This window comes from Sphingopyxis bauzanensis, assembly GCF_002205675.1.
Classification (GTDB): Bacteria; Pseudomonadota; Alphaproteobacteria; order Sphingomonadales; family Sphingomonadaceae; genus Sphingopyxis; species Sphingopyxis bauzanensis.
Genome location: NZ_NISK01000002.1, coordinates 813,390 through 840,042, shown reverse-complemented (window position 1 = coordinate 840,042; position 26,653 = coordinate 813,390). Strand labels below are relative to the sequence as shown.

The following is a 26,653-nucleotide window of genomic DNA, read 5'->3' as shown; positions in this document are numbered from 1 at the left end:
AAGATTGAATTAACTACCAACATGGTCGCGATTTGCTTCCGGATCGGCGGCGATCATCCGTTCGCGGCATGCCTCGGCCGCCGCGCGCAACGCAAAGGTGCCGTCGATTATGAGCACGGCGCCGATCGTCGCACAGAGCGCACCGCCATGTTCGGCCGACCAGCACTGCCGCACGACGAACGCGTACAGGCCGCCCAGCGGCTCGACGGCGATGACCTGGTTGAGTGGCGTCAGGCCCGCACGTTGCCCGCGTAGCCGTGCCGCTGGCTTGTGCATCGGCGTCCAAAGCGGGAACCTGTTCATTTTTTCCAAGGCATTGGTATGGCGTAATTTGTGACCGCTAACTCCAGGAGATCGGTGCCGCTTGGGACCCCACCAGGGACCGACTTTCTCCAATCACGTCAGTCTCTTAGCGGGGACAACATGGGGGGCTGCTTTGGACGCCGATTCACACCCTAGTTTCGAACGCGGAGAATAGCCGCCCTAATCTCCGCATAGGATGCAGAGATTAACCCTTCCTCATGCGGAGATTATGCGATACAATCTCCGCATAAGGTGCGGAGATTATGACTTACATCTATGAGCTGAAAGACTGGCCAAATTTCCAATGGCGCGTTGAAGCCCTTGCCCAGAAGCTGGGCGAGGTCCGTCATCGTCAGGGCCGTCTTTTGGGTCGCATGGAAGCGCTCGGTTTCCCGCTTCAAGAAGAAGCGGTCCTGCATACGCTCACCGAAGACGTTCTGAAATCATCCGAGATTGAGGGCGAAAAACTCGACAAGGATCAGGTGCGTTCATCGATCGCGCGTCGTCTCGGCCTCAACATTGCGGGCTTAATTCCCTCTGACCGCAATGTCGAAGGCGTTGTGGAAATGATGCTCGACGCAACGCAGCGTTTTCAAGAACCTCTCACCGACGAACGCCTGTTCGGATGGCATGCGGCTCTGTTTCCAACCGGGCGAAGCGGCATGAACAAGATCACCGTTGGCGATTGGCGCGACGATTCTACAGGGCCGATGCAAGTCGTTTCCGGCCCGTATGGTCGTGAACGCGTTCACTATGAAGCGCCGCCCGCCAAAGCGCTCAAGCGTGAAATGAACGCCTTTCTAAAATGGTTTGAAGCCGATCAGGGCATCGATCCCGTTTTGAAGGCGGCAATCGCGCATCTCTGGTTTGTCACCATCCACCCGCTCGATGATGGCAATGGCCGGACAGCGCGCGCCATCGCCGACATGGCGCTGGCGCGGTCCGAAGGAAGCAATCGACGCTTCTATTCCATGTCGGCGCAAATTCGCGGGGAGCGAGCGGCCTACTACCGAATGCTGGAGACGACGCAGAAAGGGACGCTGGATATCACGTCCTGGCTATCGTGGTTCCTCGACTGTTTGGATCGAGCGTTCGACGGCGCCGACGATATCCTCGCATCGGTTATGCAGAAGGCGCGCTTCTGGGAACACCAAGCGGGAACCGCATTGAACGATCGCCAGCGCGACATGCTCAACCGCCTGCTAAACGGCTTTGAAGGCAAGCTCACCAGCTCCAAATGGGCGAAGATCGCCAAGACATCGCAAGACACCGCTGCGCGCGACATCACCGATTTGGTCGCTAAAGGTATCTTGGTTCGCGATGAGGCCGGGGGGCGCAGCACATCTTATTCACTTGCGCAGATCGAAGCATGACGGACTGGCTGGATGTTCTAAACCCGCGTGAGTGGGCGACGGTCACTTGGATCGCGATTGCGCTATTCGCCGGCATCCGCTTTTTCCGGATTCGGCGGCGGAATGATCCGCATCGTCAAAGCCCTGCTCCAGCCAAGCTGATTGCAGTGTTCGGCACTGCGACCGCCTACAGCGCGCTCTGCGTTTAAGGGCCTTCTGAACTTGGCTGGCGGAATGTTGCCAATTTGAAATCCACGATCATCTGGGCGTTCACGTTCGCGTTCTCCACGATGGTCGCCATTGAGAAGCGTAGCAAAGAATGTGGGTCAGCGTCAGAGTGGAACCCCACTCTTACGGAATCTGTAACTTTGATTATTAACCCTAAATTGGCGCATGAAAGGGGTTGCGATAGGCGCCGTTCGGGGCCCCGACCAAACATGATTTGTTACGCCAATTCAAGAGGATGGATCGTAAAGTGGCAGAGGCCAGCTCCAATGCCGAGCCACACCTATGTCGGCCAGACCTTTCGGTCACACCGGCGAGCGTTAGTAACGAATGGTTGACTTTCGTGTGCAATAAGTCACGATATCGTTATTAGTACTCGGAGAAAGACATAGTGTCGTTCCTATCTTCATATGGAATTGCAGGCTACCATGACGAAGCGAACAACGGGCGCATATGAAAACGTAATCGCGGGCGGGGAGGATGTTCCTGCATTCCTGCCTTACGCCCTGCCGCCACGCGATCCTGCCTTTGCAATATCCGAGAAAATTAATGGGCGTCTGCGGGCCGCCGAGCAAGCCTTAGTGCGGCTAGATCTCGCAACCGACATGGTTCCGTCGCTTGACTGGTTTCTCTATGGGTTCGTCCGGAAAGAAGCCGTGATTTCGTCACAGATAGAGGGGACGCAGGCGACACTCCTCGATCTTTTGAGCTTCGAGGCAGACGATTTGAAACTGCCAGATGCCGATGTGGAAGAGGTCTGCAATTATCTCGACGCCTTGAATCACGTCCAAAAGGAGCTGTCAAACCCATCGGGCATTCCGATTTCCATGCGCCTCCTCAATGATGCACATCGACGATTGATGAGCGGTGTGCGGGGCGCGACGAAACAGCCCGGCGAAATTCGGCGCAGCCAAAATTGGATTGGAGGCAGCAGGCCGGGCAATGCGGTATTCGTACCGCCCTCGCCCACACGCGTGCCAGAATTATTGAGCGCTCTCGAAAAATATATTCATGCGGATGACGACTTGCCGCCGCTCATTCGAGCCGGGCTGGTCCATGTCCAATTTGAGACCATTCATCCTTACCTCGACGGCAACGGGCGCATAGGCCGCTTGCTAATGTCGTTGCTGCTCCAGCACTGGGGTCTACTCCGCGCGCCGTCGCTCTATCTGAGCCTGTTCTTCAAGCGTCATCGTGCCGAATATTACCGGCGACTGGATGCCGTGCGGACGCAGGGCGACTGGGAGGGCTGGACTGACTTCTTCCTCGACGGGGTAGCAACCATCGCGGACGAGGCGGTGACTTCGGCGCGGGATATCTTTGCAATCGTAGGCGAAGATCGAGCCGGGTTGCTGGCGAGCGATACGGCTTCCGTTTCAGCCGTCAGGTTGTTTGAAGAGCTGCCCCGCCATCCGATCGTCACGGTTGCATCAGCCATGACCTTGCTTGGCATTAGTAAGCCAACCGCGATCCGGGCAATCGAGGCGCTAATGTCTGTGGGGGTTTTGATGGAAACAACCGGCAGACGTCGAGATCGCAGCTTTGCCTACGCAGCCTATGTTAATTTACTTCGGATCGGTACGGAGCTTGGGGACGATACGTAAGGCATCGGTCTATCGAGGTCGTGCCCCGGGCCTTGGTGTAGGTTCTGCCGGTAGCGAAGCTGACCGGACACGCGCTAATCGAAAAAGCGCTGTAGCGTCCGGTCAGTTTCGCGGGTGGTCATCGGCGACCTTCGGTAAGCTTGTGTTGCAAAACTCAACTTACGGAGAACACCGATGACCAATGATCAGATGGACTTGAATGCGCTGGTTGGGAAGAGCGCCGATGGTGATTTTCTGCGCGTGTGGATCGGCGTTGGATCTGGCCCGTCCCGCTTTATGATCGATCCTTTTGAATTGGCGTAACAATCGGGTGTGGTTAGGGCTCGAACGGCGCCTATCGGCACCCCTTGCGCCAGTTAAGGAATAAAAATCAAAGTTATAGCCTCCGTCAGAGTGGGGTTTCACTCTGACGCTGATCCACAGGTTGGCCGAAATGCACTCCAATTCTGCTGTTGACGCTCGCTCGCGACGGCGTGGGGACGTGGTTGATCGAGCCGAGCCCTGCATGAGGTCTGCGTCCGGGTCAGCGTTACGCTTATGAACCGCGGGCACAGCGCGCATTGCCTGAACCAGCGTCGTCAAACGGTCCTTTCCTGCTTTGCACTACCCCGGAAAAGCGGGAGGATCAGTTGTTCGACGGCGTAAATTCTGGCGCTTGGCCGGAAAGGATCTGCCAATTGCGGCGGAGCCTTTCTTGTTACGATTTTCAGCGCGGCATGATTCGAGTCTGTAACTCGGTGCTCCGGCTTCGGCCTGAGGCGCGAAGCTGCCCCATATTAATTCGGGTTGCGGCGCGAAGGGAAATGTGCGGACAAGATGGGCCGGGGGCAGTGATCCAATATGACGACGAGGCATGACATTTTGATCGTTGACGATCACCGCATCACCCAGAGCGGGCTGCGATACCTGTTCGCTTCTTTGGAGCGCTACGCCGTTGTCGGCACGCTGGACCACGGCGCGACCGTGAATGCCTTTGTTCAGTCGCAACCGGTGGACCTCGTCATCCTCGACCTCAACCTGCCCGACGTGCGCGGGGTCAATGTGTTGGCCGAGATTGTCGGCTCGCGCGATATGACCGTCATCGTGCTGACCGGTGAAACCAATATTGCCGAAATTCATTCGGCGTTGAAGCTCGGGGCGCGCGCTATCGTGGCAAAGGCGGACCCGCTCGATCATATCGTCGCTGCTTGCGATGCCGCCTTGGCGGGGGACGTCTATCTTTCTCCGCATATCAGCGAGGCACTTGGAAAGTTTCAGCAGCCGCCGGTTGCACTTACGTCGCGCCAAATGGCTATCTTGCACTATCTGGCGCAGGGTGAAACCAACAAAGAAATCGCGTACCGTCTGGCGATCGCGCCGCCGACCGTGTCCTTCCATATCGCCGAACTTCGACGAAAACTCGACGTCACGCACAATCGCAAGATTGTCGAACGAGCGAACGAGCTAAATTTGCTTTGACGGCGGTGAGAGCAGGGGGTGGCGAAGCAGTTCGCGGCATGCCGGCTTGATCACCACCATTGCGACAATGCTGCTGAGACGGCCGCGCGTCACGGTCGTGTCATCATAGGTGAGTGCGATCACCCGATCCTTTGCTGCGTCCGGGGCACGCAGTCCGTTTTCGAACGCCTCGCGCTGATCAAAATCGAGGATGTGCCATCCGTCCAGCGCTACCGTGAGTTCCTGGGGGGATAGGGGAACAATCGTTCGGGTCGCAACGGGGAGGATGATGCGGATTTCGGTGCCTTCCGGATTTGAGCAGATGATTTCGAGCGAGCCGCACAGCGCTTCGATGATGCGCTTGGCCGAGCCGAACCCCGACCCGGTTCCTGAACCCATGTCGTCCCCGCGAATCCGCGTCGCGCTGCCTTTGTTGAGGGCAGCGGCGACGTCGGGAGGTATGCCTCTGCCGCTATCGCGAACCGTTATGACGGCGCGCGCCCCTTCCAACGCGACGCTTATCGTGACACCGCCGACATCAGTATATTTGCAACTGTTGCTCAACAAATTGGCAAGCGCGCGCATGAGGAGCGGTTTGTCGGAGATCAGCGTCACCGGGCCCTCGATGTGGACATCGAGCGACAGCTTTTTGTTCGCGAACAGCGTTTTGAACATCATTGACAGCGGCTCGAGGAGTGTTTGGGCTCGAAAACTGCTGAGTGCGACGAAATCGGAGGCGCTTGCCGCGATATTTGCGCCCGAGATCGTCGTGGAGATGATCTCGCTTAGATAATCGGCGGAGCTTTGCAGCATGTCGACCAAGGCCTCATCAGCATCCTGCCGATCGTCGCGTTTCAAGACTGCGACGGCACTGTTCAGCGCCAGGATGACTTGCCGGCTGTCATGGCCCGAGGCGTGGAGCAGCGCATTCTGACTGTTGACCGTTTCCAGCGCGAAGGCTTTCTCCTCGGCCAGGCGCTTGGCGCGTTCGCTGGTGGCCAACTGCTCGGCAAGCGAGCGTGCATAGTTGGCGTCGGCCGCCAGCTTGTCGTACTGGATCTTCTTGAGGTTCAGTCCGAGCGCGAGGGTTACCATCACCGATTCGAATAAACCGACCGGTCCGGCCAGATGCCAGTTGATCGGCAGCCAGCTGAATATGCCCATTGAGGCGACAGCGGCGTAGACAATGAACAGCGCCAGACTGGCCCAGCCGACGAATAGCGGCCAAAGCTGAAAGCCGAGCTGCTTCATCGCCGCATAACCGACGAAGGGCAGGAACAACGCGACCGCCACCGCGACGATCCAGCTCGCCAGATGCAGGAAGAAGCGAAATTCGGGCGAATATAAGGAGAGCCCCGGTTGCAGCGCCATGATAATCACCGCCGATACGATCAGTGCTCTCAAGGCGGCGTCACGCCGTGGAAAAAGCGACGATGTATTGACGAAACTGCGGCCAAACTGCGCCATCGCGGCGGCAAACCCGCATTTGATGAAATCCTCGACCGCAACGCCGGTAAGCGGCTTGTCGTAAAGCAAGAAGATCGTGATATAGCCTTCTGAATGCACCGTGTTCAGTGCGAAGAACAACTCTGCAACGGCCAGCCACAGAAACTCCTTGAAGCCGGTGATCGAGAAGAACAGAAAGTTCAAGAGCAGCAGTGTCAGCGCGCCGACCACGACCGCCGATACCATCGAGATATTCGCGCGCCGGTCCTTAAAGAAGGTGCCGTAGGTTTCGATCCTGAGCGGCATATACGTCGAATTTTCGGACAGAAACTCGATCAGGATCAGCTTTTCCTGCGCGGGATCGAGCACCAGCTCGGCGCTGAATGCCTGATAAGTTCCAAGGTTCTGCTGGGCATCTCGCGAGTTGGTGCCATCGATTAGCAATTTGAGGCGGTCACGTTCCGCCTCGAACAGCCGAAAATGCTTGAGCGAGCCGCGGCCTGTCGTGAGGATCCAGCTACCCTGCGCTGGACTGCTATTGCGCAGTTTTAAAAGCACAACGGTCTTGGTTCCCGGCGGACCGAAATGGATGGTCGACCCTTGAATCTGCTCCAACGGCCGACGAAGAATCGACGCCAGCACAGGCGCTTCGGTCCCAACTGATTGTTTTGTGAACCGGACGAAGGGCGCCAGCGCTGCCGCATCTTCGCCGGCGCGCAGGTCCAGGACGGGAAGTTCGGCAGCAACGGCGTCCTGTCGCCCGAACGCTGTCATCAGCGCGAGAGTCAGTAGCACTAGCAACAATCTCATCAGCGGCCCTCGTTATCTGATGAGGGACGTCGCATAGGCTGGCGTTCGGCTGACGGGGTCCTGCCCATTCACCCTCCGTCGCCGGCAATCCGCCCCCCGGCGATCGGCTTGCCGTAACGGCGCGGCGCGTCCGCGCGCAAGCGTTGTGAAAACGCTTCGTCGCAAATTTACCCTAAAAAACATTGGGTAGACGCTTGCGGGCGCCAGCACCTAGGCAGCGGGCACGAAGCCGAAGGTGTTGATTGGCCGTTCGGCAGGGGGTCGCAAAATTTGGAGCAAGCGAGAACGCTGCGGGGCTTTGGTGCCCTTCAGCGAACGGTCTCGCCGTACCCGCAACGCCTTGGGGAGTGCATTTATTATGTCGCGTATGTCGAAATCTCGTTTGTTGGCCACCAGTGCCATTGTCGGCCTGTCGATCGCCAATCTGGCATCGCCCGCAAATGCGCAGCAAGTATTTGGCATTCACAATGATACACCCGAACTGCTGGAGGTTGATGTCGCAGAGGGCGAGACGGTCGAAGGTGACGATATTGGCGTTTATGCCGACAATGGCCCAGTCGTCATCGACAACGCCGGAACCATTCGCGGCAACGGCCAGAGCTATGGCAGCATTGACGACCGGCCCAGCGGCGGGGTCGTGATTGCCCAGCCGGGCTCGACAGTCACCAACAGCGGCCAGATCACCGGTGCCGCCAATGGTGTAAGCACATCCTATTTCTTCAGCGAAGACGAAGAGGGCAACAACTTGTCCCCCGAAGCGCTGACTACGAACACGACGGTTACCAATTCGGGCCTGATCCGCGGCGAGGCGGGGAGCGGCGTCGCGTTGATCGGTGGCGGCGACCTCGTCAACAGCGGCATCATTCAAGGATTGAACGGCAATATCGGCAACGGCGCGCAGGGCATCGGCGTGGTCCTCGCTGAGTACCCCGAGGCGGTCGCGGAAGGCGTTTCCGGGATCGGATCGCTCACCAACAGCCAGACCGGGCTGATCGAAGGGGAGCTGTTCGGCGTGCTCTTGTCCGGTGGTGGTACCATCGACAATTCAGGTACGATCCGCAGTACCGGGACGTTTAATCCGGCGACGCCCAACGTTTCGCCCTTCGGCATCATTTTGACCGCCAATGCCAGCCAGCCCGACCGGATCGCGACACTCAACAACAGCGGGACGGTCACAGGATTCCTTGGCTTACTCGCCAACCAGCAGCTTGCGACCGCGATCATCAACAACAGCGGTGTGATCTCCGGACAACAGAGCGGTCTCATCGGGCTCAACAGCGGCGAGCTGATTATCAACAATGCGGTCGGCGGCCAGATTACGGGTAACGGACCCGCGATCACGTCGAACGCCGGGACACTGACGGTCGACAACAGCGGTCTGATTCGCAGCAACACCCAAGCTGCGATCAATATCACGACCTCCGGCGCGGTGATCGCCAACAGCGGCACTATCCAAGGCGGCACTTTCGGGATCACCACCAACCCGTTCCAGGTCAGCCCGGGTGTGTTCGAGGACCGGTCGGTCGACACCACGGTCACCAACAGCGGCTCGATCATTGGGCTCAACAACGACGGTGTCCGGCTGCAGGGCGGCGGCAGTGTCATCAACAGCGGCACGATCAGCGGGCAATTGAACGCGCAGGCCGACGGCGTATCGATGTTTGCGTTGGCGACGCAGGATCTGGCAACATTTTCCGCGCTGGTGACCAATAGCGCCGAGGGAACGATTGCCGGGGTGCGCTCAGGGGTCACATTGTCTTCGGGCGGCACGGTTGAAAATGCCGGTGAAATTGCGGGCGGCGGCGCGGGCATCATCATTCAGAACGGGCTTGGCGGTACGCCGGTCAGCGGCGCTGTCACGAACAGCGGTTCGATCATGGGCGGCAATGGCGGCGGCGGGGTGTTTGGCGACGGCGTGGTCGGTTTTGGGCAGTTCGATAGCTTCTCGGTCACAAACAGCGGAGCAATCAGCGGCGGCGCCAGCGACGGCGTGCATGTCAACGCCACCAGCGACACGGCGATCACGATTGACAATGCCGAAGGCGGCACGATCACCGGCGCGCGGTCGGGGATCGAAACGGTGCTCGGTTCGCTCACCCTGACCAACGCCGGGACGATCCGCGGCAATGGCACCAACCAGGGCATCAACGCGGCCCCCGATGCAGGCGTCACAATTACCGATGGCGGCAGCTCGGTCACGAACAGCGGGACCATTTCGGGCAATCGTCTGGGCATCACCACGGCGAGTCATTTCAACGCCGCGACCGGTCAGGTCGAAGGGAGGGCGATCGATACCCAGGTGGTCAACAGCGGCACGATCATCGGTGAGAATGACGACGGAGTGCGCCTGATCGGCGGCGGCAGCATTGAGAATAGCGGCGAAATCCGCGGCCTGGCGGGCGACTTCACCGACGGCATTTCAATGTTCGCCTATACTGCGCAAGCCAACGAAGATTATGGTGCGTCGGTCACAAATGCTGATGGCGGCGAAATCAGCGGTACGCGCTTTGGTGTCATTCTCTCCGGCGGCGGCGACCTCGCCAACGCGGGCGAGATCACGGGCGTTGTCGGCGGCGTGTTCATTCAGGGGACCGCGATCAACACCGATCCCGACGAGGATCGCAGCGGGCTGACCGCCAGCGTCGTCAACACTGGGACGATCACCGGCACTGGCCCGCAACAGTCGCTCGGCCAGAACGGCAATGGCTATGGACTCGGCTTTGGCAGCGATATGTCTTCCGCCACGCTGGACAACAGCGGCACGATCGCCAGCGAGCAGTCGGTTGGCGTCCTCCATGGGTCTTTGGCCGACCTGACGATCACGAACCGCGAAGGAGGTGTCATTACCGGCGGCACCTCGGGCGTCTACGGCTCCGCCGGCGGCACCTTGGTCGTCAACAATGCCGGGACGATCCGCGGCGAAGGCACCTATGACGGTTTTGACGCGGTGCCCGATGCCGGCATTACGATTGGCACCGCCAATTCGAGCGTAACCAACAGCGGCACGATCAGTGGCGCCGGCGCGGGCATCACCACGGTCTATCTATTCGACAATGCGACGAATCAGCTCGTTTTTCTCGCTGACGGCACCGCGGTCACCAACAGCGGGACGATCGCGGGTGAAAGCAATGACGGCGTCCGGCTGATCGGCGGCGGCAGCGTCAGCAACAGCGGCGCGATTTCGGGCAGCGGCGCGCTGGGCGCCGATGGTATATCGATATTTCGTGCCGATGGGCAGCCGGCGGAGGACTATGCCGCGGCCGTAACGAACGCAGGCGGTGGCACGATTGCCGGCGACCGGTTCGGTGTCATCCTGTCGGGCGGCGGCGGACTCGAAAACGCCGGGTCGATCTCGGGCGATATGGGCGGCGTCGTTATCCAGAGCCAGTTCAACGGCGAAGATGCCGGGCTGACGGGCACGCTGGTCAACAGCGGGACCATAACCAGCGCCAATGGGGTCGGGGCGCAGTTCAACGCCGGACTCGAAACGGTTGATATCGACAACAGCGGTACGATCAGCGGTGCCACCGCTGGCGTCGCGCATGGCACAGATGGTGCGATGACGCTGACCAACAGCGGCAGCATCAGCGGCCAGACCGGCGTGGCGAGCGAAGCAGGCGGCGCCGTAACGCTGGTCAACACTGGCAGCATCATCGGCACGACCGGCGCAGCCTTCACCTCGCTCACCCAGACCAGCCTCGACAATGCTGGCGTGCTCATCGGCGGGGCGGGCGTTGCGGTGACGCTCAGCAGCTTTGACGACAGCGTGACGTTGCGGACGGGCAGCGCAATCACGGGATCGGTCGATGCGGGCGACGGCGATGACGGCCTGACGCTCGATGGCGACGTGCTCGAACTTACCGAAGCGCAGCAGCTCACCGCGGCAAATGGTTTCGAAACCCTCGACGTGGCCGCGGGCTATTGGTCGACGTCGGGTGTCATAGGCGCTTTCGACAGCGTCACGATCGCCGAAGACAGCACGCTGCAAGTCAATGAGGTCGACCTGGGCGAAGCAGGCGGCACCTCACCGATCGAAACGCCGGTGGTGCGGACCAACGGCCTGCTCGTTCTGAACTTCGGAACGAATGAAGTTGTGTCGGACCTCGATGAACTGACGATCGAAGGGACCGGTCGTCTGCAACTGATTGGCGACGCCGTATTCACTGTCGACACCGCGAATATCGCGCATAGCGGCGGGACGATCATCTCGAATGGTGGCCTGAAACTCACCGGCTTGCTCCAAGGCGACGTGCGGACCGAAGGCGATGGCTTCTTCGAGCTCGGTGCCGGCGGCACCGAGGGCAGTTTTTCGGGCAATATTGTTAACGACGGCCGCTTTGTCTTCAACCGCTCGGACAATTATGATTTCCTCGGCGGCTTCTCGGGCAGCGGCATTCTCGACAAGCTCGGCGACGGCACGCTGACCTTTATGGGCGACTATGCGTTTCAGGGGGTGACCAACATCCTCGGCGGCGCGGTCCGTATCGGCGGTGCCATTGACCCCGAAACCGAGTTCGACCTCGGCGAAGGCGGCACGCTCGATATCACGGGCAAGGACCAGACGATCGCGGGGCTTGAAGGCGACGAAGGATCGACGGTTGTCATCGGCGACAGCGAACTGACCGTCAATCAGGCAGGCGACAGCGCGTTCGGCGGCGACATCACGGGCGACGGCAGCCTGGTCAAAGAAGGCGACGGCACGCTTAACCTGACCGGCGACAGCAGCTACACCGGCCCGACGTCGGTCAATGGCGGCACGCTGGCGGTCAACGGCTCGATCGTCTCGCCGGTCACTGTCAATGAAGGTGGTACGCTCGGCGGAAACGGCAGCGTCGGTCCGACGACTGTTGACGGCGGCGGGGTGATCGCTCCTGGCAACTCGATCGGACAGCTCACGGTGAACGGCGATCTCGCCTTCGGGGCGGGCGCGATCTATGAAGTCGAAGTCAATGCGGCTGGCGCTGCCGACCGGATCGATGCCACCGGCACGGTGACCATCGCCAACACCGCTCGCGTCGCGGTGCTGGCCGAGAATGGCAATTACAACCCGCGCACCGACTATGTGATCCTGACCGGTGCAACGGGCGTCAGCGGCACCTTCGGGTCGGTGACCAGCGATCTTGCCTTCCTCAATCCGCTGCTTCGCTACAGCCCCAATGCCGTCACGCTGTCGCTGTACCGCAACGACATTGATTTTGCCGATGTCGCGATTGGCGTCAATCAGGTCGGTGTCGCCGGCGCGGTTCAGGCGCTGGGCATCAACAATCCGCTGTTCGAAGCAGTACTGGTGCAGAATGCCGCTACGGCGCAGACAAGCTTCACCGATCTTTCGGGCGAAATCCTCGCCAGCTCGATCAGCGGCCTGACCGACGACAGCCGCCATCTGCGTAATGCGTTGATGGGCATGACTGCACCGCAGGACAGCGGCGCCTTTGTCTGGGGCTCGGCCTTTGGCGGATGGGGCGATTTTGACGCCAACCGCGGCAGCGCGGCGATGAACACCGATCACAAGGGCCTGGTCGCCGGCGTCGGCATCGGCGGCAATGGTTTCGCCGCTGCTCTGTCGGCGGGTATCGGCAGTTCCGAATTCCAATTGGACGGCCGCAGCGACCGCGCCGAAGTCGACAGCAAATATCTTGCGGCGCACGCGACCTACGGAGCCGAAACCGGTCTGCGCGGTACCGTGGGGGTCAGCTACGCCTGGCACGATATCGACACTTCGCGTGCCATCACCATAGCGCCGCTGGCGCAGACGCTGACGTCGAACCGCGACGCCGATACGCTGCAAATCTTCGGTGAGCTTGGCTATGCGATTGTCACCGGCAACGCCGCGGTTACACCCTTTGCCCGATTGGCGCATGTCGACACCGGCAGCGATGCCTTTACCGAAACGGGCGGCACCGCGGCGCTGGCAGTCAGCAAGGCCGATCAGAAGGCGACCTTCCTCAGCCTGGGCGGACGGGTGCAGTTCAATCTCGGCAAACCCGGCTTCCAGCCTTACGCCTCGGCGGCTTGGAACCGCGCCTTCGATGACCGCAGCGCGGTGATCGCTTCGCGCTTCGTCTCCGGAACCACCGGGTATGGGCTGTTGGGTACGGCGCTGCCGAAAAACTCTGCCGAAGTCGAAGCCGGTTTCGAATTTACCACGGGCTCGGTTCGTCTTGGCGCTGCCTATAGCGGCACCCTGGCATCGGATCGCAACACCCATGGCGCACGCGTGACTGCCCGCATCGCCTTCTGATACGCGACCCAATCAGAAGCGATTCTTGCAGCAGAGGCCGGGGCGACTTTAGTCGCACCGGCCTCGTTTTTTTGGCCATATATTCTGGCTTATGCGCCGTTCCCTACAAGGTGGTCGCGACTGCATCCTGAACTTCTCACGTAACGGCGGATTGACCGAGATTGGCGGATGTTGTTGAAAAAGACGGCCTTCGGAAACGGCTTGAACCAATGGTGCGCAGTTAGACGCTGCCGAGCAGCATCGATTCATCACCGCCGATAGATTTGGCCCAATGATTCATCGCGACGACAGAAAATTACAGAGCCCGACTTTTTCAACGGTATCGGCCAAATCGAGCCGATAAGCACTCCAACTTCAACGCGCCTCATGGTATTCGTTCGGTCGCTTGAAATGCGATCCCAAAAGCCGCCGTCGAGTATGTTCGCCGTTGCGCTGATCGTGTCCCATTTGATGGTGTAGGTTCGCCGGCGCAGCCTTAGCGATCTCCGGCCAAGCCGGGTTGATCATGCTGCCATGGCGGCCAAGGCGCAGTGGCGCAGCGTTGCCGATCAGCTCAGGCCGACAGTGCCCAAGCTGGTGGTCCTTATGGACAGCGCCGAAGAAGACGTCCTAGCCTACATGACCTTCCCCGCACAGCATCGCACCAAGTTGCACCCACGGATGAAATGGACAAGAGCTTTCCGTGCAAAATTGTGCTATAGCCCTTGTGCGCGGGCGACTCCGTGGCTAAGAACGGAACTCCGGCTGCAAGGTCCGTCAGGCCGCCTTTTCACAGCCCTGCCGGTTTGGAGCGTCCGCGCACCTTTTCTTTTGGACGGGTCTCCCACCGGGCGACGAACTGTTCATAGGCCTGCTCGGCGCGACGGGCGATTTCCATTTCCTGATAGCGCAGAGCCTTGATGTTATAGGCGTAGCCGGGCCAGGCTTGTTCCCCTTTGCCTGCGGTCTGCCAGCCTTGAATTCCATGGTCCTGCGCTTATTCGCGATGTGCGCAGGTCTCGCTCAGCGATAGTCGGCGTCTTTGGTGAGCAGGTGCCAGCACAGTACCGTCAGCTTGGATGCGACAGCGCTCTCAGATGAGGTTCGTGAGCCAGATCAGCGGCTGCGTGGCGAATGATCGGATAATTGACACACAAAGGAAAAACAGCAGATGTCCTCTGTCCGCGGACAGCGGACGCCTGGAGATAGAAGATGGAGAGCCAGGATATTCTCGTGTTGCTCAAATGGGTGAGCTTGGAGTCGCAGGAGCTGGGCGCGCTCGACAGAGCCCGACCGAGCGTTGCCGTCTCGTTCGATCCTTTTTCGGTGCGCGAACTGGGCCTGGCACTCTACATCAGCAAAACGGAAATCAGCGAATCTCTCGATCGAAGCGTTGACGCCGGACTGGCGATCCGCAGCCACGGGCGGATCAAGCCGAACCGGCGTAATATGCTCGAATTCATTATGCACGGCTTGAAATATGCCTTTCCCTCCAAAAAAGGCGCCCCCGAGCGAGGTGTTACGACGGCCTTCGCTGCACCGATGCTCCAAGGCGATCTGATAAGCGCCGGCAGCGAAATATTATGCGGAGGGAAAGGCGAGGGGCGCTTCGGTTGCGCCCCTTTTCAAGTCGGTCCCTCAAGCCGCTTTTTGAGGCACCCCGCGCGCTGCCACCAAAATTCGCTCACTCATGTATAAGCAAGATCCAAATATTTGCTCATACTTGAGTGTCGGTTCATTATTGATATGCTCATATATATATGTTAAATTTCTTCCGAAATGGACATATATATGAGCGACAGTCAAGCCAAACTCGCCCGGAAAAGCCTCGATAAAAAACTAAACCCGCTCCGCGATGAGCGGATCGTCACGCCGCCACGCGGCTGGACGAAAGCGATTCGGGAATCACTCGGCATGACCACGCGCCAGCTCGCCGCGCGGATGAATGTGGCTCCCAGCCGTGTGAGCGCGATCGAGAAAGCTGAAACCACCGGCGCCATCACGATGAAGACCCTTCGGGATACCGCAGCCGCCCTCGACTGCGAGCTGGTCTATGCCTTCGTTCCGACCAAGCCGCTCGACGAGCTTCTCCACGATCAGGCGGCCCGCAAGGTTCGCAACGAGCTGGTGCATCTCAATCATACGATGCGCCTCGAAAATCAGGCGGTGACGCCAGACGATCTCAACGATGAAGAGCGACGGCTGATCGGCGTGTATCTGACGACGCTCAATCGTCGCTTGTGGGACTCGGAATGAGCGATCCTCCTTTCGAAGGAGATGACGGCGCGAACACACCGCTCGAAGCGGAAGAACGCGAACAGCTCATTCCGTCCTATATCACGACCCGCGCCGAACTGAATGAAGCCGAACTTGCGAACATTGCCGACGCGATTCGTTGGCTAGGCTCGCGCAAACGGGACATTCTCGATCGAGACTTTCTGAACACGCTGCACAAGCGCATGTTTGGCGAAGTCTGGAAATGGGCCGGCAGGTACCGGACGACGCCGCGGAACATCGGGATCGATGCCTATCGCATCTCGGTCGAACTGCATCAGGTGATCGACGACGCCAAATATTGGGTCGAGCACGCCACGTTCCCGCCCGACGAAATCGCGGTGCGGTTCAGCCACCGCGTTGTGGCTATTCATCCCTATCCGAACGGCAACGGGCGTTTCTCGCGCCTGATAGCTGATTTGCTCGCTGTTCAGCTCGGCCAGTCACGCTTCACATGGGGCCGGGTCAACCTGGTCGATCCATCTGAGACGCGAAAGGAGTATATTGCTGCGCTCAAATCCGCCGATGCTGGCGATTACGACCATCTCATCACCTTTTCACGCGCCTAATCGCGCGCGCTCTAAAACACCAATCTCCAGAATAGACTTCGCGCACCGGCGGTTCGGATCCCTGGTCGTGGGGTAGCTTCCGCCGTTACATGGCCTTCCCAGCGCAGCATCGCACCAAGCTGCATCAAATAATCCGATCGAGCGCCTCAATGGCGAGATCAAGCGGAGCACCGACGTCGTCGGCATCTTCCTTAATGAAGAAACGGTTACGCGCAGGCTTTGACACAGCAAAGCAAAGCATTGAATGTCGGAAATGTGAGCGGGGCGTGACCAAGCCACTATCCGGGAACGACCGCTTTCGATCGCCGCAACCTACAACTTAGAAGCTGACTGTCTCAATTTGGGTGTAATTGTTTCTTTTTTGGGCGCGCGATGATCCGGCATCCGCTTTGGACGGCTGCCGCCAATCGAAGTGGGGGCGCAGACGCCCGGCTGACAAATGGCCAGCGATACCCATATGGGGTGCATGACCCTGTCCAAGATCGTAAACGGAGCCAGCCTCAAGCCGCGCTCCGGAGAGCCGCCCAAGAAAATCGTCCTGCTACTGCACGGCTTCGGGTCGAGCGGAACAGACATGATCGCGCTCGCACCAGCGTGGCAGGAGGCGCTTCCGGACACGCTGTTTCTGGCCCCGCACGCGCCGCAGCGCTGCGGCATGATGGAGAGGGGTTATCAATGGTGGGGACTTTCCGGCTTTGCGCCGTCCGCGCTCGCCGCTGGCGCCGCCTCGGCTGCGCCAGCGATCGACGCCTTCATCGACCGCAAGCTCGAGCAATATGGTCTGAGCGAGGCTGACCTGGCCATCGTCGGCTTCAGTCAGGGGACGATGATGGCACTGCATGTCGCGCTACGGCGACCGCAGGCGGTGGCTGCCGTCGTTGGCTATTCCGGCATGTTGGCAGGGACGCTGGGGCTGAATCACGGAGACTTCCCGAAGCCGCCCGTGCTCTTGGTGCACGGCACGGCCGATCCGGTCGTCCCGATCGCTGCGCTACACATGTCGGAGAGTGAACTCAAACGCCTCGGCGTTGAGGTCACGACGCACGTCTCTTACGGCGTGGTGCACACCGTGGATCCTGTCGGACTTCGCCTCGGCCGGGATTTCCTGGCGGCGGCTTTCGCTCGCTCGTTCGCTTCTCCCCTACCGGCCTGAAACCAGACAGCTTCGGTTCAGCGACGTTCGGTTGAACCGAATGTCAGTTGACGCTCATGAGTCCGCCCCGTCCTAGCAGTTGCCCTGAACTCCATCGGCACAGTCGCCAACGGATTCGACATCTTTCGCGGCGCCATCAACTGTGTTGCAAGCAGACAGTGCCAGCATCGAGCTGCCCAGTACGAAAATTGTCAGAAGCCTTTTCATTGTCTTTCTCCCACGGCGAGCGCGAACTTCCCGCCGTTTGAGACTACGGACCTGCGCAACAAATGTTCCGTTGCGAAGGCCCATGCTGGCCAAAGCGTTCAAAATGCCCGCTCGGCTGAAGAAAAGGCTTCGCGTGCCGGCAGAGCTTTCGCATTGGCCATCCTGGGATGCCGCTCTCCTCGAGACCATCGTCGCGTTGCACGACGATCCTTATCTTGCTGCAGGGCTCGCGTTACCCCTAGGGCAGCGCTGTACGGTTGCCGACTATGTGACTTTGGCGTGATCCAGCATGTGATGCGGCCGCCGGCCTTTGTTTAGCGGCATCACCAGAGCTGACTGTCTGTCATCGGCCAGGCTTCCCATTCACAGGCCGCGGGAAATTTCGCTTTCCTATTCGACTGACGGACGACTTGAGATGGTAGATGTCCTCTGTCCGCGGACAGGCGCGCCCGCCGCAACCAACGTTCTGGCCGCAAACCATGGCTCCATGCGCCGGATCGCCTCTTCAACCAAGCCGGTAGAGACGGCGAAGCTGAAGCGGATGAAGCCGTTGCCGTCGACCGGATCGAAATCCAGCCCGGGAGCCACAGCCACACCCGTGTCGCGCAACAGCGCCTCGCAGAAGGCGAGGCTGTCGTTTGTGAGATGCCCGACGTCCGCGTAGATATAGAATGCCCCATCCGGTGGCGCGATCCGCCGCAAGCCCATTTGGGGAAGTGCCTTGAGCAGCAGTTCGCGGTTGCGCGCATAGGTTTTCAAATGGCCTTCCAGCTCTTCGCGGCAGTCGAACGCTATCAGCCCGGCATGTTGGGCGAGGGAGGGCGGCGTCAGAAACAGATTGCCCATGCGCGCGCGCGCCGCGTCGATCAGCGTTTCGGGGACGATGAGCCAGCCAAGGCGCCAACCCGCCATGCTGAAATATTTGGAGAAACTGTTGACGACCAACGCGCCGGGCGCGTGCTGGAGCATGGTTTCTGCGGGACGCGTATAGCTCAGCCCGTGATATATCTCGTCAGAAACGAGCGCGATGCCGCGGCGCTTGCAGACCTCCGCCAGCGCCCGGAGTTCCTCTGGCGGAATGATCGTGCCCGTCGGGTTGGCGGGGCTGGCAATAATCAGCCCGTCCGGTGCCGGGTCAAGGCGTTCGACCGCGGCACTCGTGATCTGGAACCGTTCAGCTTCGCCGCAAGCGAACTCGAGCGGGACGAGATGAAGCGCCTTGAGCGTGTTGCGATAGGCAACATAGCCTGGACGCGCGAGGGCGACCCGGGCCCCGGGCGCGAACAGACACGAGAGCGCGAGGACGAATGCGGGTGACGCGCCGCACGTGAGGATGACTCGTTCGGGATCAACCGCCACCCCATAGGCTTCGTCATAGTGCGCTGCGATCCGTGCTTTGAGCCCCGGACTCTCCCAATAGCCCATGCCATCGGCATCAAGGATGCGGTGTGCGGCGTCGATCGCTGCTGCAGGGGCGCCGGTCGAGGGTTGACCGAACTCCATATGGATCACCGACCCGCCCTCGGCCCGAAGCCGATGCGCGAGGCGACTGATGGAGATGGCGTGGAAGGGATCGATTTGGACCGGCACGGCGATCTTGCTCCGCTTGTACGATTGCGAATATATCATGCGGGCTTGTCGGCTAAGCCGGTGCGGTATCTACCATAAAGTTTTCGCCCTGTATGCGCGTCAGACGTTGGGGCATGCGTGGCGCAATATGGTGCCGCTCCGCGATCCGGTCGGCTGTCCCTTGGCGAGCGCGACGACGCCGTTGACGATCACATCGCCGATGCCGTCGGGCGCCGCGGTCGGGGCATCAAACGTCGCATGATCCTTGATGGACGCCAGATCGAAGACAACGACATCGGCCCGCATGCCGGCGCGCAGCAATCCACGATCGGGAAGGCCCAGCCGCTGCGCGGGCCAGCCGGTCATCTTGCGGATAGCGTCGGGCAGCGTCAGCACCGGGCGCGCTTTGACATATTCGGCGATGATGCGCGGAAAGGTGCCGTAGGAGCGCGGGTGCGGCCGCCCGGCAGTTTGCGGATCTGCCGTGCTGTCGGCGGCGGCGGCGTCGGTGCCGACGCTGACCCAGGGCTGTTTCATCGCAAGGTCGATGTCCTTGTCGTCCATCATGAAATAGAGCGCCGAGGCGCGCGCGGGAAGCGCGGCGAGCCAGATGTCCCAGGCGGCGTCGGCGGGATCCTTGCCCAGCGTCTTGCCAATGTCGGCAAAATTCTGGCCGTGGAAGCGCTTATATTGATCGCTATGCGCGTTCCCGAGCACGACATTCTTCCATCCCCCCGAGGCGTGGACGAGGTTCGACCAGTCGGCTTGCGGTCCAGCCGCGAGCTCCTGTTTGAGCTGTTCGCGCACCGCGGGGTCGCGAAGCGCCGCGTGCGCGGCTTCGCGGCCCTTGGCGAAGATATGCGTCGGTATGGTCACGTCGAGCCCGGTGCCCCCGGCGCGATAGGGGTAGATGTTGGCGCCGATGTCGAGGCCGCGCGTCCGCGCCGCCTCGATCCGGGCGATCGCCTGCGGCATCAGCTTGCCCCAGAGCGGCGCGTAAGCCGCCTTGATGTGAAAGATCTCGACCTTGGCGCCGCTGCGCTCGCCGATCTCGACGGCCTCGTCGATCGCGGTGAGCAGCTTGTCGCTCTCGTCGCGCATATGGGTCGCATAGAAGCCGCCGCACTTGGCGGGGATCGCCGCCAGCCGCACCAGATCGCCCGTCGCCTGAAAACTCGCGGGCGAATAAATGAGCGCCGACGAAATGCCGAAAGCGCCCGCTTGCATCGCGGCACGCACTTCTTCCTCCATCGCGCTGAGCTGCGCTTCGCTCGGCGCACCCGCGCTGTCACCCATGACCTTCACCCGCGCCTGGACTGCGCCATAATAGGTACCGAAATTGACCGCGATTCCCTGTTTCTCAAGCGTCGCGAAATATCCCGCCAGCTCGCCCGCAGGCACAGCCGTGCCGCCTTCGCCCGCGATCAGCGTAGTCACTCCCATGTTGAGCTTGTTCACCGCTGATCCGTCGCGCAGCAAGGTTCGCCCCGACTGGTCGAGCATGTCGATGAAGCCCGGCGAGACATAGCGCCCACGCGCATCAATCTCCTGCTTGCCTTCGCCAGCGATCACGCCGACCTGCGCGATGCGTCCGTCCTTGATCGCGACATCGGCGTTGATCCAGGGATTGCCCGCACCGTCGAGCACGCGCCCGCCGCGAATGACGATGTCATACGCTGCTGGCGGCGGCGCCGCCGCGCCCCCCAGCAGCAATGCGGCAAAGGCAAGTGCGAACGGCCGGGTCATGTGGAAATCTCCCTAATCTTCAGTTCTCGACGTACAAATATTGGGTCTGCTGGCCGTCGTTGATTGCGAGCGTGCGCTTGCCGTCCTTCGTGCCGACCAGTGCATCGACGCCGATGCTGCCGGGACCGACCGAGACGATCGAGACGCTGCCGTCGGCATTCTTGCGGGTAGCAAGCGGCCCCTCGACGAAGCCGGCCTTGATCCATTTCTGGCCGTTCTTCTCCGTGATCGTGATCTGGCCCACCGTCGGATCGCTGTAATGACCAGCCAGGCCCGCCAGTACGGCAGCGTCGCCCGGAAAGGTCAGCCGCTCGCGCTTCGCCTTGGCCTGCGCGGCGATCCGCGTCGCAGCCGCGGTGACGTCGCGCGCGGCCTCGGGCTGGCCGTCGTAGAGTATTTCGAGCAGGCGGCGGAGCGTCGGCGCCAGCATCGACGCGCCCGGATCGCTGTTGACCAGGATCACGAGGCCGACGCCAGACTCGGGAAGTGCAAACCAGTTGCTGTGATAGCCTACCAGCGTGCCGCCGTGGGTGACGACCTGCACGCCCGAGGCGTCGCGCTGGAACAGCCCCATGCCGTACCAGCTGTCGGGTCCGACCTGGACACCCTTTTCGCGACGCGCGAGCAAATTGGCCTCGCTTACCACGCGCTTGCCGTCAAGCATGCCCTTGCCGAGTTCGAGCTGGACGTACCGGACCATGTCGGCAGTGGTCGAGAAGGCCGCGCCCGCGGGCCGATAGGGGTAAGGCGACCAGTTGAAGTCGTTCGACATCAGCGTCACCTTGCCGTCGATGTCGAGGCCGTGCGGTGCCGCCCAGTTGCCGGCCATGCCCTCGGCATAGTCAAAGGTGCTGTCCTTCATGCCGAGCGGCCCGAAGACCTTTTCTTCCATCGCGCGGTCATAGGCGGCGCCGAATTCCATCGTCGGATAGAGGATATGCCCGCCGACATAACCGGCCGCCGAGGCGAGTTGGTTGTTATACTGGAACAGGTCGCCGAACTTGCTGGTCGGCATCGTCGCGGCAAGCTGGGTAAAGGTGTCCGCGGCGGGCTGGCCCTTGTCGGCGAGGATGAAGCCGAAGTCCTTGCGCGGCAGCCCGGTGCAGGCGCAGATCAGATGCTTGACCAGTACCGAATTGGTTACCTCGTCATTGCCGAGCCGGAAGTCGGGATAAAGGTCGACGACCTTCTCGTCCCAGCGCAGCTTGCCCTCGTCGGCGAGTGTCGAGAGGAGGAGGGTGGTCATCCCCTTGGTGTTCGATGCGATCATGAACTTGGTGTGCTCGTCGACCTTTTCGGGCGAGCCGAGTGCGCGGACGCCGAAGCCGCCTTGCCATAGCACCTTGCCGTCATCGATCAGCGCGAAGCCGACGCCGGGGACTTCGAGTTCCTGACGGCTCTGCTCGATGAAGTCAGTGAGCAGCTTGATGCGCTCGGGAGTGAGTTCGTGCGCGGTCTTGCCGGCAAAGCTTTCCTTCTGGAAGCCCGCCGGACGCAGGCCCTGAGCGACCACTGACATGGCGGCCGAGCGTTTGGCAGCGGTACCCGCCGAACCATCGATAACCAGCACCGTCCAGGCAGAGCCCTTGCGCAGCGCCGTCGCCGAGCGCGCGGCGCGCTCGGTCGGCAAGGTGTCGTAAGCAAGACCGACTCGTTCGTCCCAGCCGTCTGCTGGGGGCGCGGCGGTGCTGGTGCGCAGCGTCGGTGCCGCGCCAGGGCGGATGACGGCCCAGGCCTTTGCTGCTGCGTCCGTGGCGTCGGTGGCGGCGCCGATTTCGGCGACCATGATGCGAAGATCACCCTCGGGCGAGGTGAAGATGAGCGCGGAGCCCTGCCTCGACGCCGTCCAGTCCTTGGGCTGGACATATTGCACGCCGCTGGCGAACTGGCCGGGGGTATCGGAGGCCACCGTTTGCGCGAGAGCCGCGACGGGGGCGCAGGAAAGCGCAAGGGCGATCAAGAGCTTCATAGTGGGTTCTCCTCAAGGCTGGACGAAATGGTAAAGGACATGCGGCTGCGATGTGAAAGACAGGCGCCAACGCCCTTTGGCACCGTGGAACAGCAATTGCTCATATGGACCGCCCGCCCGCGCGCCGGTCACCTGCTCGAACCGCATCGGCCCGACGCGTTCCCAATAGGTCGTCTTGCCGTCGTTTGTGATCGTGACCGCATTCGCGCCTGCCGCGGCGATCTTCAGGTCACGTTCGGGGTTGGCCGGGCGCGTATAGTCGCGCCGGTTGCCGCGATAGGCGCCGAGCGGCAATGTTTCGTCGGCGGAGGCGGCAATGCGTGGTGAGGGCGTGACCGGGAACAACCGGCCGATCAGCGCTTCGGTCAGCTCGGTGCGCCCGCCATAGCTGCCCTGACCACCGGTTTCAGAAATGAAAAAGCCCAGTCCGGCTTCTGGCGCCAGGATCATATTCGAATGGAAATCGCCGGTGTTGCCGCCATGACCGACCATGCGCGGGCCTTTTTCGCGAACGACGAAAAAACCGTGCGCCATGCCCGGGAAGCCGGGGGCGTTGGCGACCGAATCGGTCATCAGCAATTTGACCGATGCGGGCTTCAGGATGCGCGCCTTGCCCAGCGCGCCGCCGTTCATCATTGCGATCATGAAGCGCGCCATGTCGGACCCGCTGCTCGTTCCCGATCCCGCTGGCATCACAGGGCTGAACAGCTCGAACGGATCGGCAACCAGCCGGCCGTCCTTGAACTGATAACCGGTTGCCATCCGAGGCGCGAGCGCGGCGGGCAGCGGTTCGCGAAACGTCGTGGAATTCATGCCAAGCGGCGCGAAGATATGCTTTTCGACATAGTCGGGAAAGGCCTCGCCCGACACGCGCTCGACGATATAGCCAGCAAGCACCGAGCCGTAATTCGAGTAGGACGTCTCGGTCCCCGCCGGCCAATGGCGCGTCGGTATATGCGTCTTCATCCATTCGACATAGGGCGTGATCTTGTCGGGTGTCGGGGCCGTCAGCCCGCCGACGTCGCTCATCCCGGGGGTGTGCGACAACAGGTCGCGCACGCGGATCGGCTTGCCTTCAAACGCGGGGATCTTGAAATCCAGATAGCGGTTCACATCGGCGTCGAGATCGACGCGACCTGCCTCGACCTGTTGCAGCAAGGCTGTCCAGGTGAACATTTTGGAGACCGATCCCGGCCGGAACAGCGTCTGCTCTCCGTCCACTGCAATCCCCTTGTCGACATCGGCAAATCCGTAACCGCGCGAGAAAAGAACCTTATCGCGGTAAACGACAGTGACGACGGCGCCGGCGACTTCGCGCGTCGCGATCTGTTGCGCCATCACGCCATCGACGAAATCGGCAAGCCCTCCGATCCGGTCCTGCGGAATACTGTAGGAGGGTTCCGCTGCGGCCTGCGCCATGGCGGCGGAAGTCAGGGCGATCGAGCCAAGCAGCGCGGCGGCAAGGGCGGTACGGCGCAGGGCCGGAAAACGGGTCATGCAAGTCTCCGTAAAATCGTTGAATGGCGCGCGGGTCATGCGAGGCAGCTTTCGACAAGCGCGTCGAAGGCGGCACCACCCCGCATCGGGTCCGCTACGGGCATCCCGAGCCGAAGGGTTTCGGCAGCCATCAGCGCGGCTGCCTCGGCCGCCCCCATCGCCGACGTGTTAAACGAAAAGCCGCCGCAACGGATCGCGGCATTGGTCCGCCGACCGAGCACCAGGGTGAGTTCGACAATCTCTTCAATGCTCGTCAGCTCATAGCCGGCGGTGCCAATCATCTCGGTTCGGCCGGGCTCATGACAGACGACGAAGACGTCGGGCTGGCTACCGTGTAGGAGGCCCACCGACACGCCGGCGTAAGCGGGGTGGGTGATCGCGCCTTGCCCCTCGACCACGTCCCAATGGCCGGTCGCCGCATCGGGTGACAAGATCTCTGCCGCGCCGGCCTCGAAGTCGGAGATGACCGCGTCCATGGGGATGCCGCCGCCCGCGATCATGATGCCGGTTTGCCCCGTCGCGCGGAAATCGACATCGAGGCCGCGCCGCGCGAAGGCACCGGCGAGCGCCAGTGCCGTGTATTTTTTTCCGAGCGCGCAATCGGTACCGACCGTGAGCAGTCGCTTCCCGCTGCGCTTGCGCCCATTGGCGATCGGGATTTGTGCGGGCGGCACCCGCACGTCGATGAGCTGGCGGCCGAGTCGCTGCGCGGCAGTGGCCAGTTCCGGGATGTCGGAAAGGCGCATATGCATGCCGGCGATCAGATCGAGGCCAGCCTCCAGCGCTTCGACCAGCGAAGCGCGCCAGCTTGCCGGAATAACGCCGCCCGGATTGGCGACGCCGATCAGCAGGGCGCGCGCGCCGCGCGCTTGCGCTTCCGCCGCGGTCATTTCGTCCAGACCAGTGGTGACCGTGGCGCCATCGAGCCGGATTTCGCCGACACATTTTTCGGCTGCCCAGTCGCGTAGCCCGAACGCGGTCTTGGCATAGCCCGCGACCGTCACGTCGCCCAGAAAGAGGACATAGGGCTGCGGTAGCAATAAAGTGCCCATCATACGTTCCGCTGGCGCGTTCATCAGCCGCCCCATGTCGCGGTCAGCAGCCGCTGGAAATTGCCGCCGAGGACAGCGCGGATATTGGCGTCGGAATAGCCGCGGCGGATCAGTTCTTCGGTCAGATCGAACATCTTGAGAGGATGATCGAAGCCGTCGATGTCGATTTTTTCGCGAAACGCGTAGCTGTCCTTATAGGCGCCGCGCAGCATCTTGTTCATCTCGGGCGACGTGTCGTCATAGCCATAGAGGTCGGCATCGGTCCCGATACCGACATGGTCGATACCGACCAGCTTGATGACATGTTCGATATGGTCGGCGTAATTCACGATCGTCGTCGGATCAGTCTTGCTCACGAAATTGCGAACCCCGGTGATTCCCATCACCCCGCCCTTCGCCGCCATCGCCTTGATCGCCGCGTCGGTTTTGACGCGGGGGTGATCGATCAGGGCACGGCAGTTGCTGTGCGTGATCGAAATGGGTTTTTTCGAAATTTCGATGGCATCGAGCGTCGTGCGGTCGCCGCTGTGCGAGACATCGACCAGCATGCCGACCGCATTCATCGCCTCAATGATCGACACCCCAAAGTCGCTGACCCCGCCATCGACGCGGTCGGTTGATCCCGACCCGATGCGGTTCTGCGAATTATAGGTGAGCTGCGCACAGCGTTGCCCCAACTCATAGAAACTTTTGACATCGGCGGGGCGCAGGAAATGATCGGCATTCTGCAGTCCCATGATCACCGCGACCTTGCCATCCTTTTTGGCGTCGAGGATGTCGGCGAACGTATCGACACCGGTCAGTACGTCGCTGTTGCGCGCGACATAATTGCCCCAGATGGCGAAAAAGCTCAGCGCCTGCTCCTTCGCCGTCGGGCCTCCGATGCCGACGGCATGGTGAATCGCACTAAGGCCGCTGGCGCGAAAATCGGCGGCCATCTGCTCGCTCATCGGCTTGGCGTAAAAGGACGGATCGAAATCGATTTTGATCGGCGCGAGCATGTCGACGATCACCGAGCTTTTGACGAGTTCGACCGCGCGTTTTGAATAGGTTTTGCCGCTGAAGGGGCTGACCTGAAATGCGGCCCGCGCAATATGGGGGGCGGCGAGCGCCGCACCAGCGACGGCGCACAGCGCCTGACGACGAGACAATTGCATGGAAGCTCCCCCCTGTGGTGTTTTCAAATTAGGATCATATAATCCTAATCAGAAACATCAAGC

The 26,653-nt window shown here is 61.1% G+C and carries 19 protein-coding genes and 2 pseudogenes; 13 read left to right on the top strand and 8 right to left on the bottom strand.

Annotated elements, in window-relative coordinates; all coding sequences use genetic code 11:
• Window positions 1-9: 9 nt before the first annotated feature.
• Entirely contained in the window at window positions 10-276 is a 267-nt protein-coding gene (locus CDQ92_RS10575) for a hypothetical protein (RefSeq protein ID WP_144035743.1), read from the bottom strand.
• A gap of 290 nt (window positions 277-566) precedes the next feature.
• On the opposite strand from CDQ92_RS10575, the gene CDQ92_RS10570 reads away from it, so the two are divergent.
• The 5 genes from CDQ92_RS10570 (at window position 567) to CDQ92_RS10555 (ending at window position 4,942) form a co-directional block, all read left to right on the top strand.
• Window positions 567-1,676, top strand: coding sequence for a Fic family protein (locus tag CDQ92_RS10570; protein ID WP_088441302.1), 1,110 nt, complete (start codon window positions 567-569; stop codon window positions 1,674-1,676).
• Window positions 1,673-1,864: a hypothetical protein gene (locus tag CDQ92_RS10565; RefSeq protein WP_088441301.1), complete on the top strand. Its 192-nt coding sequence runs from the start codon at window positions 1,673-1,675 to the stop codon at window positions 1,862-1,864. The genes CDQ92_RS10570 and CDQ92_RS10565 overlap by 4 nt, the downstream gene beginning before the upstream one ends.
• Window positions 1,865-2,290: 426 nt before the next feature.
• The gene (locus tag CDQ92_RS10560; RefSeq protein ID WP_237246121.1) at window positions 2,291-3,484 is read left to right on the top strand and encodes a Fic family protein; all 1,194 of its coding nucleotides are present in this window, start codon (window positions 2,291-2,293) and stop codon (window positions 3,482-3,484) included.
• A gap of 174 nt (window positions 3,485-3,658) precedes the next feature.
• Window positions 3,659-3,787: a hypothetical protein gene (locus CDQ92_RS21825; RefSeq protein WP_268239131.1), complete on the top strand. Its 129-nt coding sequence runs from the start codon at window positions 3,659-3,661 to the stop codon at window positions 3,785-3,787.
• A gap of 537 nt (window positions 3,788-4,324) precedes the next feature.
• The gene (locus tag CDQ92_RS10555) at window positions 4,325-4,942 is read left to right on the top strand and encodes a response regulator (protein ID WP_088441300.1); all 618 of its coding nucleotides are present in this window, start codon (window positions 4,325-4,327) and stop codon (window positions 4,940-4,942) included.
• Here CDQ92_RS10555 and CDQ92_RS10550 read toward each other — a convergent pair.
• On the bottom strand, window positions 4,928-7,177 hold the full coding sequence (locus tag CDQ92_RS10550) for a sensor histidine kinase (RefSeq protein ID WP_088441299.1): 2,250 nt from the start codon (window positions 7,175-7,177) through the stop codon (window positions 4,928-4,930). The two genes, CDQ92_RS10555 and CDQ92_RS10550, sit on opposite strands and share 15 nt — an antisense overlap.
• 385 nt (window positions 7,178-7,562) lie before the next feature.
• Between CDQ92_RS10550 and CDQ92_RS10545 the strand changes: the two genes are divergently transcribed.
• The 8 genes and pseudogenes from CDQ92_RS10545 (at window position 7,563) to CDQ92_RS10515 (ending at window position 17,883) form a co-directional block, all read left to right on the top strand.
• The gene (locus tag CDQ92_RS10545) at window positions 7,563-13,418 is read left to right on the top strand and encodes an autotransporter domain-containing protein (protein ID WP_158213821.1); all 5,856 of its coding nucleotides are present in this window, start codon (window positions 7,563-7,565) and stop codon (window positions 13,416-13,418) included.
• A gap of 501 nt (window positions 13,419-13,919) precedes the next feature.
• Window positions 13,920-14,072 (top strand): annotated as a pseudogene (locus CDQ92_RS20850) (transposase); the annotation flags it as partial.
• 537 nt (window positions 14,073-14,609) lie between these two features.
• Window positions 14,610-15,095, top strand: a complete 486-nt coding sequence (locus tag CDQ92_RS10535; RefSeq protein ID WP_088441297.1) for a hypothetical protein — start codon at window positions 14,610-14,612, stop codon at window positions 15,093-15,095.
• 93 nt (window positions 15,096-15,188) lie between these two features.
• The gene (locus tag CDQ92_RS10530; protein ID WP_088441539.1) at window positions 15,189-15,653 is read left to right on the top strand and encodes a mobile mystery protein A; all 465 of its coding nucleotides are present in this window, start codon (window positions 15,189-15,191) and stop codon (window positions 15,651-15,653) included.
• Entirely contained in the window at window positions 15,650-16,240 is a 591-nt protein-coding gene (locus CDQ92_RS10525) for a mobile mystery protein B (protein WP_088441296.1), read from the top strand. The genes CDQ92_RS10530 and CDQ92_RS10525 overlap by 4 nt, the downstream gene beginning before the upstream one ends.
• Window positions 16,241-16,326: 86 nt before the next feature.
• Window positions 16,327-16,454 (top strand): annotated as a pseudogene (locus tag CDQ92_RS20845) (transposase); the annotation flags it as partial.
• 252 nt (window positions 16,455-16,706) lie between these two features.
• Window positions 16,707-17,393, top strand: a complete 687-nt coding sequence (locus tag CDQ92_RS10520; RefSeq protein WP_088441538.1) for an alpha/beta hydrolase — start codon at window positions 16,707-16,709, stop codon at window positions 17,391-17,393.
• Window positions 17,394-17,682: 289 nt separating this feature from the next.
• Entirely contained in the window at window positions 17,683-17,883 is a 201-nt protein-coding gene (locus CDQ92_RS10515) for a hypothetical protein (RefSeq protein WP_088441295.1), read from the top strand.
• Window positions 17,884-17,990: 107 nt separating this feature from the next.
• Here the strand turns inward: CDQ92_RS10515 and CDQ92_RS10510 are convergent, their stop codons facing one another.
• From CDQ92_RS10510 to CDQ92_RS10485, 6 genes are read right to left on the bottom strand one after another with little or no spacing between them, the layout of a single operon-like run.
• Window positions 17,991-19,229, bottom strand: a complete 1,239-nt coding sequence (locus CDQ92_RS10510; RefSeq protein ID WP_373289580.1) for an aminotransferase class I/II-fold pyridoxal phosphate-dependent enzyme — start codon at window positions 19,227-19,229, stop codon at window positions 17,991-17,993.
• 60 nt (window positions 19,230-19,289) lie between these two features.
• Window positions 19,290-20,915 (bottom strand): N-acyl-D-amino-acid deacylase family protein, encoded by a 1,626-nt coding sequence (locus tag CDQ92_RS10505; RefSeq protein WP_088441294.1) that lies wholly within the window; start codon window positions 20,913-20,915, stop codon window positions 19,290-19,292.
• A gap of 19 nt (window positions 20,916-20,934) precedes the next feature.
• Complete coding sequence (locus tag CDQ92_RS10500; protein ID WP_088441293.1) at window positions 20,935-22,884, bottom strand: serine hydrolase domain-containing protein; 1,950 nt, start codon at window positions 22,882-22,884, stop codon at window positions 20,935-20,937.
• Between the two features lie 12 nt (window positions 22,885-22,896).
• Window positions 22,897-24,381, bottom strand: a complete 1,485-nt coding sequence (locus CDQ92_RS10495) for a serine hydrolase domain-containing protein (RefSeq protein WP_158213820.1) — start codon at window positions 24,379-24,381, stop codon at window positions 22,897-22,899.
• A 35-nt stretch (window positions 24,382-24,416) separates the two neighbouring features.
• The gene (locus tag CDQ92_RS10490; protein ID WP_088441536.1) at window positions 24,417-25,457 is read right to left on the bottom strand and encodes an N-acetyltransferase DgcN family protein; all 1,041 of its coding nucleotides are present in this window, start codon (window positions 25,455-25,457) and stop codon (window positions 24,417-24,419) included.
• Window positions 25,457-26,590, bottom strand: a complete 1,134-nt coding sequence (locus CDQ92_RS10485) for a dipeptidase (RefSeq protein WP_088441291.1) — start codon at window positions 26,588-26,590, stop codon at window positions 25,457-25,459. The genes CDQ92_RS10490 and CDQ92_RS10485 overlap by 1 nt, the downstream gene beginning before the upstream one ends.
• Window positions 26,591-26,653: the final 63 nt, after the last annotated feature.